This is a genomic window from Cerasibacillus terrae, from assembly GCF_008039555.1.
Taxonomy (GTDB): Bacteria; Bacillota; Bacilli; order Bacillales; family Amphibacillaceae; genus Cerasibacillus; species Cerasibacillus terrae.
On sequence record NZ_VDUW01000016.1, the window covers coordinates 38,302 to 54,505 of the forward strand.

The window sequence follows — 16,204 nt, forward strand, 5'->3', positions numbered from 1 at the left end:
CCTTATGAAAATTGTTTTAAATGCATCAATAAGTCATCATGATTTATTGTGACAACTACTGGTTTACCGATTTCCTTTAACAAAACAAATCGCACTTCTTGGCCGATTGTTTTTTTATCTTGTAACATCCGTTGAAGTAATTTTTCAGGTGAAAATTGTTTGTTTATGCTAGTTTCATAACCTAGTTGTCCTACCCATTCAATCAACTCTTTTTCATTAAAAGAAAGACCTAATTTGTCCTTACTTAATTTTAAAGCAAATAACATCCCTATTAGCACTGCTTCCCCATGAGCCATCACACCATAACCAGCTTCTGCTTCAATGGCATGCCCTAATGTATGACCAAAATTTAAATAGGCCCTAATTCCTAATTCTTTTTCATCTTTTTTTACAATCTTACTTTTTACTTCAATTCCTTTTTTTAAGGCATGAAGCAACGTGTTACCAGTAAGGAATTCAAAAGAAGGTACCTCTGTTTGTAATTGTCTATAAAAGGCCTCATCATGAATGAGTGCATGTTTGATAACTTCTGCAAATCCGGAACGTACTTCCCGCTTCGGTAATGTGTTGATAAAACTCAAATCATAAAAAACTGCTTCTGGCTGATAAAAGGCACCAATCATATTTTTACCAAGTGGATGATTAATAGCTACTTTCCCACCAACTGCACTATCATGTGCCAAAATCGTTGTGGGGATTTGAATAAAGCGAATACCTCTTAGAAATGTTGCTGCAACAAAACCACCGAGATCACCAACCGCTCCACCACCAAAAGCAAGTAATAACGATTTGCGATCTAGTTTATTTTCAAGTGCAAAAGTGAGGCAATTATAATAGACATCAAATGTTTTTGCCTTCTCTCCACTTGGTACAGTATAAACAACGATGTCCTCGCCCTTTAATGCTTGCATCAATTTTTCTAAATGAAGTGGGCCAACAGTTTCATCTGTTAAAATAAATATTTTCGTATATTCATCGATTTCCTGTTTGATAAATGGTAATAACTCTTCAAGAATATGAGAACCAAGAAAAACCTTGTATTGTTTTGCATTTGTTATAACAGGAATTTGCTCCATGACCTAAAACTCCTTCGCAGATTGACGGTATTCATCGATTGCCTTTTTCAACGTGTCAAACCGATCACTAGGAAACTGTTCAACAATTGCCTTGGCCACTTCCCATGCAACAACATGTTCTGCAACAACGGACGCAGCTGGTACTGCACAACTATCACTACGTTCAACACTGGCTTTAAATGGTTCCTTTGTATCAATATCAACACTTTGTAGTGGCTTATATAATGTTGGAATTGGCTTCATGACACCTCGAACAATAATAGGCATTCCTGTCGTCATACCGCCTTCAAATCCACCAAGTCGGTTTGTCTTTCGAAAGTATCCCTTTTCCTTTGTCCAAGTAATTTCATCATGTACTGCGCTTCCTGGTTTCTTTGCAGCCTCAAAACCAATCCCTATTTCTGCACCTTTAAATGCATTAATACTTACGATTGCACTAGCAAGTTTTGCATCTAATTTACGATCATAATGTACATAACTACCGACTCCTGCCGGCACTCCTTCGACAATTACTTCGACAATACCACCAATGGAGTCTCCTTCTTCTTTTGCTTTGTCAATACACTGTTCCATCTCCTTTTCTACGGAACGATCAAATACACGTACAGAAGAAGCCTCTGTTATTTCTTGTAATTGTGTAATCGATTCGTAATTCGCAGGACCAGCTTGAATTCCCCCGATTTCTACAACATGACAAGCAATTTCAATATCTAGTAGTGACAATAGTTTTTTTGCGACTGCACCTGCTGCTACACGCACCGTTGTCTCTCTTGCGGATGAACGCTCTAATACGTTTCTCATATCACGATGACCGTATTTTAGTGCACCATTTAGATCCGCATGCCCTGGCCGTGGTCGTGTAACTTGCCTTCTCACTTCTCCTTCCTCATCTGCCGATAATGGCTCTTGGCCCATAATATCCGTCCAGCGCTTCCAATCATTGTTTTTAACAGTTAAAGCAACTGGAGATCCAAGTGTATATCCATGTCTAACACCGCTCGTAATATGTACTTTATCCTTTTCAATTTGCATTCTTCTACCGCGCCCATATCCTTTTTGTCTTCGCGCTAATTCTTTATTAATATCATCTGCAATTATTGACATTCCTGCCGGTAACCCTTCGATAATTGTTGTTAATTGGGGACCGTGTGATTCCCCTGCTGTTAAATATCTCACAATGCTTTCTCCCTTCATTCCATTAAAGGTTTATTTACAAATATAACATAGGTACGAAAATAAACATAGACTTTAATCAAAATTTTCTATATATAATTACTATTTTACACCTCCATATATTAAAAGTATAAAAAGAAAATGATAAAAAATGAAATATTCCATTGCATCCTCGTACATATTTCCTTGACAACCTTTTATTCTATTCGTATAATTGTTCCTAAAATTAAATATGTTCTTAAAAACAGTGACGAGAAAAAGTAGGATTTTGTAATTTTTCACAGAGAGCTTCGGTAGGTGAAAAGAAGTAAAAATAAAAAATCCGAAAAATGGTCTCAGAGTTTCGTGCTGAACATACATTTAATGTATTATTAGGTTCCGACGGGATTTGGTACCCGTTAACTATACCAGAGTATTTAAAATGTTTATTAGCATTTGCGTACTTACAGAGTCTATTTGTGTGAGCAAATAGTAAAATAAGGTGGTAACACGTATAAAACCCACGTCCTTATCGTTCATTATCGATAAAGGATGTGGGTTTTTTTTTTAGAAAAAGAGATAATAAGTACTACTATTTAACGAATAGAAAATATTTTTTATACAAATAAGGAGGAATTCAAAAATGAGTAAACATTTAGTATTACAATCAGATTTTGGGCTATGTGATGGTGCAGTTAGTGCAATGTATGGCGTTAGTTTATCTGTCGATCCAGATTTGAAAATATTTGATTTAACACATGAAATTCCCCAGTACAATATTTGGGAAGGTTCTTACCGATTATACCAAACCATATCTTATTGGCCGGAAGAAACCGTATTTGTATCCGTGGTTGATCCAGGGGTCGGTACAGATCGCTTAAGTGTTGTAGCCAAAACGGTCCATAATCAATATATTGTTACCCCAGATAATGGTACATTGACACATATACTGCAAAATATTGGTATTGAAGAAATAAGAGAAATCGATGAGTCAATCAATCGTCTGCCAAACTCCGGAGAGTCTTACACATTTCATGGACGAGATATTTATGCTTATACAGGAGCAAGACTTGCTGCTGATGTAATTTCCTTTGAAGAAGTTGGGCGTAAATTAAATGTGAATGATATTGTGGAATTATCAAATCCAAAAGCCCAAGCATGTGATGGCATTGTGACAGGAACTATTGATATTCTTGATGTACGCTTTGGTAACCTATGGACAAATATAAACCGTGAATTGTTTACTCAATCAAGGATGGAGTATGGAGATTTATTAGAAGTGACAATAGAGACGAATGAACGCCTTGTGTACAAAAATGCCATGACATTTGGTAAATCCTTTTCGGACAGTCGATTAGGTGAACCTCTCATTTATGTAAACTCTGTCAATAAATTAGGGGTTGCTATTAATCAAGGATCATTTGCGAAGGCCTACCATATTGGAACCGGAGCGAATTGGAAAATAACCATTCGAAAGGTTAATACTAAACAATAATAGGTAAAAATTAAAATATAACAGATATTCTGCAGCTCCTAAATAACTTTAGAAACCCATTATCCTCTTCTACGATAAAAGGATAATGGGTTTAAATATTGTTCTAATATATAAAAGTATCCTTTATTCACAAATATAATTATTACTTCAACAGTCTCTCTCTCGCTTCTTTGTATTGCTCTTCTAATTGAGTAACGTAATCTTTCGTATGTTGTACTTTTTTAATGGTTCCAATTCCCTGACCACAACCCCAAATATCTTTCCACGCTTTTGCTGCAGCATTTCCGCCAAAATCCATTTTTGATGGATCACTTTCTGGTAAATTATCCGGGTCCATTCCCGCTTCACGAATGGATGGCGCTAAATAGTTTCCGTGCACACCTGTAAAATAATTGCTATAGACGATATCATCCGAAGTCCCTTCAACGATAGCTTGTTTATATTCATCGATTGCTCTCGCTTCATGTGTTGCGATAAACGGTGAACCGATATAAGCAAAATCCGCTCCCATCGATTCGGCTGCTAAAATGCTACCTCCCGTTGCAATAGAGCCTGCAAGTGCAAGCGGCCCATCAAACCATTCACGAATTTCTTGAATAAGCGCAAATGGACTTTTCGGACCAGCATGCCCTCCAGCACCTGCTGCCACTGCGATTAAACCGTCTGCTCCTTTTTTAATCGCCTTTTTTGCAAACATATTATTGATCACATCATGCAATACAACTCCACCATAACTTTGTGTCTCTTGGTATATCTCTTCCCTTGCACCGAGTGAAGTAATAATAATAGGTACTTTGTATTTTTTGCAAATTTCCATATCTTCTTCAAGACGTGTATTCGAACGATGGACAATTTGGTTAATTGCAAAAGGTGCTGCCGGTCGTTCTGGATTTTTCGCATTATAGCTCGCAAGCTCTTCTGTAATTTCTGCAAGCCATTCATCCAGTTGGGAAGACGGTCTTGCGTTAAGTGCAGGCATTGCACCTACAATGCCTGCTTTACATTGTTCGATGACAAGTTTCGGATTACTAATGATAAACATCGGCGAACCAATTACTGGGATTCTCATACTTTTTTTCAATTCCATTAAATTTGTCATTTCAATTCCCCCTCTTTGTTGGTAAGCGTTTCCAAATCATTCGAAAACATCTTCAAAACAAATATTTCTTTTATCTTTTTTTAATAATAGCAACCGTACAACGAGATATACAAATGAGGCGTTCTTCTTCATCAGTCAATCGAATATCCCATACCATCGTCGTTCTTCCTTTATGTAAAGGAGTTGCGACTGCCTTTACTATCCCCTCTCTTTTCCCTCGAATATGGTTCGCGTTAATTTCTAATCCAACAGGTACATGCGTCGATAAATCGATGTTGATCGCTGTCCCAAAACTTGCTGCAGTTTCAGCTAACGCGACAGAAGCTCCACCATGTAAAAGACCAAATGGTTGAACTGTTCGAGTATCAACAGGCATCGTACAAATAACACAGTCTGGTGTAAATTGTTCAAATTCAATACCTAAAGTACCAAGTAAGCTTTCATCAAGATTTAATTGCCTTAACAATTTATCATATTCCACTTCATATCTTCCTTTCTCAATCATTAGCAATAATGAATTTTTTCGTATACAATAAAAATAAATTTAAATCGGACGTTACAATTACATGTATATACATGTATCATATTCATTTTTTTATTTTCTGTCAATATAATATTTAAAACATTATAAAAATTTTGGAGGAGACGACATGATGGAAAAATCAGAAGTTGAAAGTATATTACAAGCATGTGCTTGTGCAAATTTGCGCACTGTATCCCGCTCTCTGACACAATTATATAACCAATTACTTCAACCAACGGGATTAAAAATTACACAATACTATATGCTCGTTAATATTTATCAATATAAAAAGCTATCGATCAGCGAATTAAGTGATGTCATGATGTTAGATCAAACGACCATCACCCGAAACGTAAATGTTCTTGTCAAAAATAAATTTGTTCATGTAGAAAGAGATACACATGATTCTAGATCAAAATGTGTTTCTTTAACATCGATTGGCACCAAAAAATTACATGAAGCAACACCCATTTGGATGAAAGTTCAAGATAAAATTGAAGTTGAAATTGGAACAGATAATTATCAGTACCTTTTACGCACACTTAAACAAGTACAACATATCATTACCCATTACGATTGAACGCTTATGACCAAATGTTTTGATTATAATAATCTGACAAACGATTAAAATCCCTGTAAAACATTGACTTTATTTGTCGGAATATTTTTATCAAATTCGAATAAAATGATGATATTATAAAATATGAAGGAAAAAAGAAAAAGTAAAAAAAGGGAGGCAATCGGTGTGCAAAAAGGTAAAAAAGCTTTCGTCTCACTAATATCATTATTAATGATATTTATGCTTATTTTACCTGTATCCATTAGTGCAAAACATAAAATCAATGAATCTAGTACTATCGAGGAAGTAGAAAATGAGATAAATAAATACATGATTATTGATGGTAAAGATGTAAGGTTCGATGAAAATAAAGCAATAAAAGACGGCCAATCTGAATTCATCTTAGAAATTGGGAAAAAAATAAATACAATAAATGAAACTTATGACTCTACTGATGACGAATGGCAACTTTCTAAACTTAAATTACCAATTTGGGGAAATTGGTGCGGACCTGGCCATGGTGGTGGTCCTGCCAAAGATCTTTTAGATTACTCCTGCATGATGCACGATAAAGATTATGCAAAATACGGTTATTTTGATTGTGGAAGTGATAGACGCTTAATAAACCGAATAGATGCATATTATTTTCAAATGAAAACTACCGAGAAAATAGCAGCTAATGCTATAAAATTATATTTTAAAGCCCAAATGAAAGTAAATGGGTGTTAACTAAAAATCAGTTTAATTTTATGAAGTCTTTCTTCTAAAGGAATGGGTTTTTTATGAAAAAAAAGTTAAAAATTATTTCGTTCATTTGTATATTATTAAGTATTCTTGTATGGATCCCAAATGTATTTTTTCAAATAGCAAGTCCCCTATGGATACTAACATTTATTTTTTCTATTATTGGTGCCGTTTTAGGAATACTTGCCAAAAAATACATTTTGGTCATTGGTAATATTGTTATGTTTTTTAGTTTTTTTATCATAATGTTTGTGGGATATTATATGAATAGTAGTATTTTGTGATATGTTTATAAATGGAAATATTTAACAGGGAGTAGCAAAGTACTACTCTCTGTTTTTCATTTTAACTCGTACATAAAGTTTTATTCCAAATTGTTATTGTCCTTCATACAGTCATATTCAATAATTGACATCGTACCTTGATGTCGGTTTCTACTCCTAATGTAGCGCAATCTAATTCAAACGTTACATAGAAAATGCCTATTTAACAAAGCCCTTTGTCTGACAATTGTTTCAATGCGAATCGCTTCTTATTTATCCTTGGTTTTCTGATAGCTTTTACATATTATAGCTTCATTTTTAATCCTTCATGTGTTGCACTAAAACCTAAATGTTCATAAAACCGCAAAGCATCATCTCTTTTTTTATCTGTCGTAAGTTGTATTAAATGACAACCACGTGCCTTTGCTCGTTGAATTGCCCATTCTATAAGTTTAGTGCCTACACCTTTTCCACGTACAGAAGAGGATGTTCTAACCCCTTCGATAGTAGCTCTCCATCCACCTTGATGTGTTATATATGGTGTAAATGTAATTTGTTGAACACCAATAACTTCATTCGCATAACAAGCCACTATCAACTCATTATTAGGATCAGATGTAATAGCTTTAAATGCTTCTGTGTAACTACTCGGAAGTGGATGCTGATAACATTCACGCTTACTTCCTAAAACATCATCGGCAAGCATCTCTACAATTCTATCTAAATCTTGCTCCGTTGCTTTTCTAAGAGTGATTTCTTCTTTCATTTATACACCTCCAATATAGAGTTTCTTATTAATTTTAACCTAATAATTTAAACATTCAAAATACAATTTTATACTCATATTATAAAAGCAGTTTCATACTTGCTCACTTAGCCAAGGTGGAATGATATAGATGTAAACAGACTCGTACGGACTTAATTTGCTTCTTTTTGCATCACTTTGTGAAACTTATTCGTCAGATATCAAATTTAAGGAACCATGATTGAATATCCGAACTGTCTGTTTCCACTAAACAGTTTGACCGGATTCCATAGAAAATATGTATTGATAATATATAGTATTATTTTAAAAACAGGAAGAAAAGAGGGGGGGAGAATAAAGCGGTTGGATTTGTGAGTAATTATAGCATTGTTTTAGGGTGAGTAATATTTCTGTGGAGAAGTAAATGCGAATATATAAAATATACTTGCATAAGACTAGTACCTATAATCAAGATCTTTAGATTGGCTATTTGATAAAATTGAACTATCCTTGCTATTTAAAGCTTATTCATTTTTTCTGATTCAATTTTAATTGCCTTTCTAACCTGATTTCCAAATTCACCTTTCACTGAGTTTGCTACATTTTCAGAGCTATTGTTCAGCCTCTCTTTTATAGAAGCTGCTTCTTTTGCCACTGCTGCTTCAGACTTCTGGTGAATATTTTCTACCTGAGAAGATATACCCTCAGCTACCACGATTTGAATCCATGACATTTCTACCGTTTTTTAATTGTTTAAAATCTATTAATAACATCGGGAACTACTCCTTTACTATGTACGTTCATTTAATCCCCTTCATTTACCATAATACTCCTCATCTAGTTTTTCTATTTCCTTTGCTAGCTCTCTTAGATTTTTACTAGTTGAGTCGAATACATTTTCCTTCATATGTTCTGCCTTCCTATGTCCCTTCATTAGGATGTCTCAATCAGGAATGACATTTTTCAAATAATAATTACTCCTATCTTGAACCTCCTCTATGATAGATACTGCCCTATCTCTTTGATTAATCAATTCATCTTCATGTTCTTCATAATTCCAGCGCTTTAAGCGATATTCTTCTTCTATTTTTTCCTGTTTATCCAATGATTGACCCTTGTTCAATTTGATTTGCTAACTCTCTATCTGTTTCCTCTAGTTCTCGAATACTCTCTTTTATTTCAAACACAAGATGGTCAAAGTTTCCCCCAATTTCAAGTGCCTCAGATATTTTCTCCCGATAATAAGCAGCTGGTTCGAATACAACAGAGTGTTTTGTCACGCCCCCTGCTTGTAAAGCATTCAGTATTTCATCATAACTTAATTCTGTGCCAATAGATTGTGCCAGTCGGATGCCTTCTTTCCATGTTTCTTCCGCTTCCGCAATGGCATCTAGATAGATATTTACAACCGTTTCAATTCCTATTTTCATTGATTTAGAAATATAATCGACAGCTAGTAATGCTTGTGTATTGTCTAAGAATATTTCTTCGTTCGAAGATAATCCACCACCACTAGCCTTTAGCCTTTTGGATAAAATTGACAATTCATTCATTTTTAAGTACATTTTCTTTTCAGCCCTTGTTTGACGAGCCTCTCTATTTTCCAAAGTATCTTTAATAACTAATTTTCCTTCCTCATCAAATTCCCAAGTACCTAAACCATGAAATTCTAATGTATCTTTGATATGACCACCCATATCCATATTGACCAAAATCTCCGCTCTAGTCCCATTTCCACCATAGTTGCCAATTTTATCTTCCTCATTCCTGTAATTATATAACATTCCGGGGTTTTCTTTTATCCATTCTTTTGCTTTAGGGGATAATATATTATATGGATCTGGTCCATTAAACCCAACGTTCTTTAAACCATTTTCGGCAGATATGTATAATGCGATATATTCTCCTAAAGAATGCCCTGTGGTTGTGATAGTTGCTTTTGGATAGTTTGTTTTAATTTCTTCAAAAAACATTTGCGCTGTCATCACTTGTCCATCCACATATTCAATGGATTTCGGAATTCCCAACTCATCTAATTGGTTATGCTTAGTAAGATCTAATTGTTGACTTTCCGGAATCAAGACCTTATTTCCAAGTACTACTGTTTGAGCATCTGTCATTAAATCCAACTCATCATCAAAATTTGTTCCCGCATAAGCAATGACAATTTCTGATGTGTCGGCCTTGCCATTTTTAACTGGTGCGACAGCCATTGCTTGCATACCGTTGGTGGTGTTGTCTTCGGTTTTGAGAACTTTATAATTTTTGGATAAGCCTTTTAAATCTTTCGAGTGTAAAACATCATCCTGATTAGGGATAAAAGGGACATGATTTCTATTAGATTCAATCCAGTATGATATATCAGAAAATATTTTATAATCTTCATTAGTTATCACTATTATCTCTCCAATGTTTTATTGTCAAATTCTTTACCTCTTTAGGTTTCTCTTTATGCGAAAGTTGGATAACATCACTTCCAAATGCCCATATTTCGCCTGTTTCTTTTTCGACGGAGACTCCAACCGTCCATTGCTTATTTCCATTAAAATAAAAAAAGTAATTTCTATTTCCCGAAAAATCCTTCTGATCAACTGGTTCTTTATAAAAGGCGATTTCACTTATCTCTTTATCATTCGGTGCAATATAGTTAGTTGCAAATTCCTTTGCAATTTTTTGTTCAACCTTTTTATCTATGTTTATGTCGTTTCTGTTTTGTTTGTCCATATACATTTTCCCTCCTACTCCAATTATTGTGACTACTAATAAAAAACCAATGATGACATACAGCCTTTTTTTTCTCATATCACTAATCCTCTCTCTTTTATAAGATAATTTAGTACCTTCTTCTGCCACTTCCCGCCCTTTTATGTTCTAGTTATACATAAAGTTACTATACTTGCATAAAAATGACAATTCTGTTCTTAAACAGTCCTCGCCTTTTGGAATCTTAAGATGGATGATTCGAATGCAACTTTGATTAAATATACACAGTTTTAGATTTAAATAGATTTGTTGAGGTTTATATTCATTACCTCTTTATAGTTAAAGAAATACATATACAATACACAAAAACCCTCTCCCACAAAAGTGAGAAAGGGTTTTGAATACGATAATATAAGATTAACGTTTTGAGAAATATACTCGTGAATTCTAAGCGTACCTAATCCGTTTAAATCCTTTTATATCAACATTTCGGGATATGTTATATGGATGAAATTGTATGAAAAAGGATTGAAATTGATGTTACTAGAACCAATTTGAACCAAACTGATGGATGTTGGTTGAATACAATACTAATTATTCTTTTGTTTCTAACATATAGCTCTATCTTCAATAATATTTCCCATTCAAATTATTATCAATGTATGATTTAACTTACATGGGAAAACGAAAAATCATAAGTGATTTAGCATTTGAAACCTAGGAAAATTAACGAATCGAAAATAAATTGATTATAAACGACATATAAAACCATGGAATATAAACGAAGTTTGTGTCTATATTTTTAGGTTAACCAAAAGTAAAAGCCGGATAATAAATCCTTCTGTTACCTTACAATTAACAAATTATGAAATCAAACTAACATTTGGTTTAATTGCTTCTAATAAAATTTTTGCTTCTTGATATTTGTCAAAAATAACTTTTTCTTTATCCCTCATAGTTAATGTCTGTTTATAAAGCTCATTGTCAGAATTATACCAATACCTATCAATTATCTCTAAATCATACGAGGTGTTTGATTTCACTTCTAGGACAACATCATTTTCAATATTTTTTACGGTATATGCAAATTTTTTTTCCCCTGCTTCAAGAATTAATTCGTTTAATGTTGGTCCTTTATACATTAAATATTCAGCAGCTTTTTTAACACTGTTCATATTCATCTACCTTTCATTAAGTTTTTTATTTAATTTTTCAATTACACCTGGTAGTAACTTTCTTGCTTCCTCAAAGTCATATGTTTCCCACTCATCTATGCCTCGTTTTAATTTTTGCTTTAAATTAAAGTTAATATACATCATAACATAAGCGTCGTTAGTTTTGGCTGAAGAATAAATGGGATTATTGGATTTAGATGGGAGTTCATCCCCTTTTGAATCTACTTTTGTTTTTTCGAATAAGTATTCAACTTGATTAGCAATATCTTCTTTATGTATCTCATGTAATTCTTCCCTAATTAATTCCTCCCTTAATTTGTTAGCTTTTTCATCTATTTCATTTTCTAACTTTCGTCTTTGTTGATGAATAAAGTCTTTTATGTCTTCTTCAGACACTCCGGACTCTTTCATTTTTTTGGCAGTAGACTTTAGTTCTTCATCTCTATCTTTAATTACTTTATTTAAAGCAACCTTATATTGGTTACCTATTCCGTCACTCAAAAATTCTTTTGTATTTTTAACTACTCCGCCTTCTACCTTTACTCTTCCAACATCAAAATTCTTTTCAGATATAATTTCATCATATTCTCTTAAAATCCCTTTTTTTCTGTCTGCTTTTTCTTTTTGTCCGGTGTAATAACTCCATAATTCGTCTAAATCTAATTCTTTGTGATATATAACATGTGCCACATTATCGATATCATCTATTGTGTTTTCTTCCTGTATTCTCCTTAGAGCTCTACCTATAAACTGAGCATAGGGAGGCAATGTTCTAAAAGGCCTAAAGATAGCGGCGATACTAATATTAGGATGATCAAAACCTTCACCAAGCATGTTTACATTAACTAATACGTCTATTTGTCCTTTTTTAAATTCAATTATCGCCTTTTCTGACTCCTCTGGACGGTCACTTGTTACATATGCAGCACTTAGACCGACCTCCTCATAAAGTTCCATTATTTGTTTAGCATGCTCAATGCTACAAGCAACTGCAATAATTTGATGATGAGCATTTCCGTTAGTTCTTTTTTCTCTAAGTGTTTTCAGACTCATATCTACAATAGTTTTACTACACCCTTTTGAGTAGGCTACTGATCGAGATACCCAGTTTTTATCCATAATATCTAAAGCAGTCTCTTTATCTACTTCTTCTCCATCTAGTATAAATTTCAATTCTTCATTGGTATAATCCTCTGAAACCACATTTTTAATATATTTATTATTAATTGCATCTGCCATTGAATATTCATACACTATATCTCCATCTAATTCTTTTTCGTCAGACCTAAATGGAGTAGCCGTGAGCTTAACTATTTTTTTAGCAGAAAAGTGTTCTAATGTTTTTAACCATGAATCTGCTGCAGAGTGATGAGCTTCATCGATAATAATCATATCGAAAAAGTCCTTATCTAATATATCTGTTAGCGCTTTCTTTGAGTTTTTGTTATACACCTTATGAATATTAGCTACTACAATATGAGCATTATTCAAATATCTCATTACCCTCTTTTTATCACCACTAGTATTATATCCAGCGTATCTATAAACTGAAGGTAAATTCTCATCATTTAAAATAACATTTCTTTTTGTCCAAAAATTATATTGAGTACGCGTGTCAAAGTCATCAGATATCCCTTCTCGAATTACTAAACTCGGTGTTATCACAAGTACTTTTCCATCACTTATTTCAAATGGTGCTAATCCAATTACACCTGTTTTTCCTGCACCTGTTGGAAGGACAATAATTTTATGTGTATCCTTTCCCTCTAAAAAACTTTCTTTTAATCTTTTATGTGCTAATCTTTGAGGTTTTCTAAGTGATATATTTGTTGAGATAAAAGCTCTTACCTCTTTAAAATAATAACTCAATTTGGTACCCCCTATAAATATTTTTCCTAACAATTGACTGGTAATGAAATTATTCAAGTAATCTATCAATTCAATTATACATTAAGTTCCGATTAGTTACTATAAGATGTCTTTATACAGAGTCCCTCGGAGACGTTACTATTACTAGAAAAGCAAAATATAATAACTTTATTAAAAGGCATACATTTTACTAATCTCTGTTTTTTAAAACATTACAATTTATTTAGTTAATCCTCTGAAACATTATTAAATATTTTTCTTTTTACCTTATAATATATTTTATTTAGCATTTAATTAATATATGTAAATGCAGTATATTTTCGGTGTATCAAAAGCCACTAAATATAATACCCATGTATAGATGGTGATATATTCGAAGCTCCTGGCAGTTCTAAAACAACTGGGTTCAGTTATTACTTCTTTATACGACTGGCACCCAATACTCAGACCAGTAATTTTTCCTTATATATTCTTTTCCGTTGGAATCATCAATAAACTCAATTAATTCTCTCAAAATGATAAATTGAGCTGCTACTGAGTTCACCGCGTTTAGTAAGTTTCCTTTTGTGACATTTTTAATTCTATCGTGTTTAATCAATTGGTAATCTTTCCACCACTTCAAATTAGCATATGGTTTTGTTGCATCGATATATTCAAAAGGGAAAATTATTATACTGTCATCGTTTATAGTATTTATACCCGTTGCAAGACCGAAATCATTCCCAAAATACTTTCCAATTACTCGGGCATAATCTTTCATTTTAAAATATTTACTTTCACTTTGAATACCATAATTATCGCAAAGTTGCCTAAATAATGAATCTAGTTCTGAACAGGATAGCAATATAATAGATGCAAACTCATCGGAATAAGCATCTTTATTCTTTTTAGAGTGTGTTACATACTGATTAGTTTTTACTAACATTTTTTCAATGGACAGATAATATTGCCAATGCATTTCAAATACAGATCTGTTCAAAGATATTATCCTTTCTATACTTAGTTATTTAAATCAAATCTTGATTTTACTAAACATCTATATTGTTAGTGCTTTATTCTACCATAAATTACAGTAACAGTTTTGATGGTGGGTCTAGTTTGTTTTTGTCTTTTTTAAGATTTTCGAGTTTAAACTTTTGGTGGTAGTTAACGAAGCGATAGGAGATAATTACTTTTGTAGTTGATTTAAAATCAGTTTCAATACATCATTGTGTGCCATATCATTAGTAAATAATGTTTCTCCATGTACTCCAAGATAATCATTTGGATTCCACCAGTGCCGTAAAGATTCTTCTCCAAACTCCATCTTTTTTGAACGAGAGTTGTGACGTTTGACTGTTTCCTCAAAGGATAAATCAAAATAATATGTATATACTTTTTGATTATAGAACTTGATAAGATTATTCAACATTTCACCATAACGATTTTTATACAAGATTCCTTCTACAATAACAAATTCACATTTATCCTTACCATATTCCGCAATTTGGCGAATCAAATCAATTGAAGGATTTCCATCTCTATCGTGAACCTTCAACATATCTCGACGAACGACATCTTGAGAAACCAGGAGAGTGCCGTGACCTAAATAATTTTGAAGACTTTTCGCAGTCGTCGTTTTTCCACTTCCTGAATTTCCCCGTATGATAATTAGCTTTGATTCCATAAACTCACCTGCCCGTTGTCTATTTTTATTTCTTTCGTTTAATGTAATACTTCAATATAAAAATAATTTTTCCTCCTTGAACATAACTGCCCTTTCATTTAAAAGAAAAGGCATTTCTCCTGCCTTATTTAAATTACCGTGTTCTACTCCACTTCTCTGCTTTATTATCAATCTCTTTTATGTAATTGTTTTTCCCCTCTATATATTTTTCAATGTTATTAGGGAATTTTTCAGCCAAGTATTCTTTTAATTGACTGTATTTCATAGCTTCTTCCGGATGTGCTATCATATAATCTCTAAATCTTAGATGACGACTAATTTCCTCATTACCTTGCTCAAAAATGTGAACATGATGAGTCCTATTGTCACCACCTTTTTTAAAAAAACGTCTATTTGGGATACCGTTTTCTCCAAGTGCTTCATAGCCTAATTGCTTCATATCATTATTAAAATTATCAACATTTTCAATGTTAATGACTTCAACCATAATATCAATTACTGGTTTAGCTTTAATATTTGGTATGGCGGTGCTTCCAATATGAAATACATTTAGAATGTCTTTTTCGAATACATTTGTAATCTTCCTACTCTCATCTCGAAACATATTTGACCATTCTACTTGATGGGGCAAAACTTCAACCTTTCGCATAAATACACCTCTTTCCAACATAGTCAATTCTTTAAGTCTCTGCTAAACTAAACTTCTCGTTGAATAAGCTTTGATAATTTCACTGAATAAAAATACCTCAATATAAAATTAATCGATAGTCTAATTATACCTTAACACTAATATCCTTACTGCAAAAACTACATTTTTTAAATAACAAATCCAAGTATATCTTGAAGAAAAAAAGGGAGTTGTTTCTCCCTTTTAAATATAGCCTCTTTCTTTCAAGCTAGTAAAACTGTTATTAATATTTATTACTAGGTGATCAAGCACTTCAATGCCTAGTAACTTTCCAGCTTCGACTAATCTCTTTGTAACGTTAATATCTTCCATCGATGGTTTAGGTTGTTATCAAGAGTAAATTATTAAAACTCCATTATAATCAATACTTTCACTTTGAGAACATGTATTTAAAGTAAATAACAATTAAAGCCTGTATCTTAGTTATCACTTGAGATACAGGCTTTT

The 16,204-nt window shown here is 33.1% G+C and carries 17 protein-coding genes, 1 pseudogene and 1 other annotated feature; of the genes and pseudogenes, 3 read left to right on the forward strand and 15 right to left on the reverse strand.

Features of this window, described 5'->3' with window-relative positions; genetic code table 11:
• Positions 1–2: 2 nt before the first annotated feature.
• Complete coding sequence (aroB, locus tag FHP05_RS14720; RefSeq protein ID WP_147670669.1) at positions 3–1,076, reverse strand: 3-dehydroquinate synthase; 1,074 nt, start codon at positions 1,074–1,076, stop codon at positions 3–5.
• Between the two features lie 3 nt (positions 1,077–1,079).
• Positions 1,080–2,252, reverse strand: coding sequence for a chorismate synthase (gene aroC, locus FHP05_RS14725; RefSeq protein WP_147670671.1), 1,173 nt, complete (start codon positions 2,250–2,252; stop codon positions 1,080–1,082).
• 235 nt (positions 2,253–2,487) lie between these two features.
• Positions 2,488–2,762 (forward strand) — a binding site (T-box leader).
• Positions 2,763–2,871: 109 nt separating this feature from the next.
• Between aroC and FHP05_RS14730 the strand changes: the two genes are divergently transcribed.
• Positions 2,872–3,723: an SAM hydrolase/SAM-dependent halogenase family protein gene (locus FHP05_RS14730; protein ID WP_147670673.1), complete on the forward strand. Its 852-nt coding sequence runs from the start codon at positions 2,872–2,874 to the stop codon at positions 3,721–3,723.
• A gap of 142 nt (positions 3,724–3,865) precedes the next feature.
• Here FHP05_RS14730 and FHP05_RS14735 read toward each other — a convergent pair whose 3' ends face one another.
• Together FHP05_RS14735 and FHP05_RS14740 are read right to left on the reverse strand one after the other, a co-directional pair.
• Positions 3,866–4,822 (reverse strand): NAD(P)H-dependent flavin oxidoreductase, encoded by a 957-nt coding sequence (locus tag FHP05_RS14735; protein ID WP_147670675.1) that lies wholly within the window; start codon positions 4,820–4,822, stop codon positions 3,866–3,868.
• A 70-nt stretch (positions 4,823–4,892) separates the two neighbouring features.
• Positions 4,893–5,303, reverse strand: a complete 411-nt coding sequence (locus FHP05_RS14740; RefSeq protein WP_230974018.1) for a hotdog fold thioesterase — start codon at positions 5,301–5,303, stop codon at positions 4,893–4,895.
• Positions 5,304–5,472: 169 nt separating this feature from the next.
• Here FHP05_RS14740 and FHP05_RS14745 point away from each other — a divergent pair, with 169 nt between their 5' ends.
• Both FHP05_RS14745 and FHP05_RS14750 read left to right on the forward strand, forming a co-directional pair.
• A complete protein-coding gene (locus FHP05_RS14745; protein ID WP_230974019.1) occupies positions 5,473–5,925 on the forward strand; it encodes a MarR family winged helix-turn-helix transcriptional regulator in 453 nt (150 codons plus the stop codon).
• 165 nt (positions 5,926–6,090) lie between these two features.
• Positions 6,091–6,633: a hypothetical protein gene (locus FHP05_RS14750; protein ID WP_147670677.1), complete on the forward strand. Its 543-nt coding sequence runs from the start codon at positions 6,091–6,093 to the stop codon at positions 6,631–6,633.
• Positions 6,634–7,215: 582 nt separating this feature from the next.
• Here the strand turns inward: FHP05_RS14750 and FHP05_RS14760 are convergent.
• From FHP05_RS14760 to FHP05_RS14805, 11 genes and pseudogenes are all read right to left on the reverse strand, one after another.
• On the reverse strand, positions 7,216–7,677 hold the full coding sequence (locus tag FHP05_RS14760; RefSeq protein ID WP_147670681.1) for a GNAT family N-acetyltransferase: 462 nt from the start codon (positions 7,675–7,677) through the stop codon (positions 7,216–7,218).
• 496 nt (positions 7,678–8,173) lie between these two features.
• Positions 8,174–8,389, reverse strand: a complete 216-nt coding sequence (locus tag FHP05_RS14765; protein ID WP_191126370.1) for a hypothetical protein — start codon at positions 8,387–8,389, stop codon at positions 8,174–8,176.
• Positions 8,390–8,599: 210 nt separating this feature from the next.
• Positions 8,600–8,761, reverse strand: a complete 162-nt coding sequence (locus tag FHP05_RS15430; RefSeq protein WP_191126371.1) for a hypothetical protein — start codon at positions 8,759–8,761, stop codon at positions 8,600–8,602.
• Positions 8,754–10,052, reverse strand: a complete 1,299-nt coding sequence (locus FHP05_RS14770) for a lipase (protein WP_147670685.1) — start codon at positions 10,050–10,052, stop codon at positions 8,754–8,756. Before FHP05_RS14770 ends, FHP05_RS15430 begins: the two co-directional genes overlap by 8 nt.
• Positions 10,042–10,509 (reverse strand): hypothetical protein, encoded by a 468-nt coding sequence (locus FHP05_RS14775; RefSeq protein ID WP_147670687.1) that lies wholly within the window; start codon positions 10,507–10,509, stop codon positions 10,042–10,044. Before FHP05_RS14775 ends, FHP05_RS14770 begins: the two co-directional genes overlap by 11 nt.
• A gap of 713 nt (positions 10,510–11,222) precedes the next feature.
• On the reverse strand, positions 11,223–11,534 hold the full coding sequence (locus FHP05_RS14780) for a hypothetical protein (RefSeq protein WP_147670689.1): 312 nt from the start codon (positions 11,532–11,534) through the stop codon (positions 11,223–11,225).
• A gap of 6 nt (positions 11,535–11,540) precedes the next feature.
• Positions 11,541–13,403 (reverse strand): DEAD/DEAH box helicase, encoded by a 1,863-nt coding sequence (locus FHP05_RS14785; protein ID WP_147670691.1) that lies wholly within the window; start codon positions 13,401–13,403, stop codon positions 11,541–11,543.
• Positions 13,404–13,824: 421 nt separating this feature from the next.
• Positions 13,825–14,382, reverse strand: a complete 558-nt coding sequence (locus tag FHP05_RS14790; protein ID WP_147670693.1) for a hypothetical protein — start codon at positions 14,380–14,382, stop codon at positions 13,825–13,827.
• Between the two features lie 189 nt (positions 14,383–14,571).
• Positions 14,572–15,069 carry a kinase gene (locus FHP05_RS14795; protein ID WP_147670695.1) on the reverse strand — a complete coding sequence of 166 codons (498 nt, stop codon included), beginning with the start codon at positions 15,067–15,069 and terminating at the stop codon, positions 14,572–14,574.
• Positions 15,070–15,202: 133 nt separating this feature from the next.
• Positions 15,203–15,718 carry a GrpB family protein gene (locus FHP05_RS14800; RefSeq protein ID WP_147670696.1) on the reverse strand — a complete coding sequence of 172 codons (516 nt, stop codon included), beginning with the start codon at positions 15,716–15,718 and terminating at the stop codon, positions 15,203–15,205.
• A gap of 222 nt (positions 15,719–15,940) precedes the next feature.
• A pseudogene (locus FHP05_RS14805) lies at positions 15,941–16,072 on the reverse strand (JAB domain-containing protein); the annotation flags it as partial.
• Between the last annotated feature and the right edge of the window lie 132 nt (positions 16,073–16,204).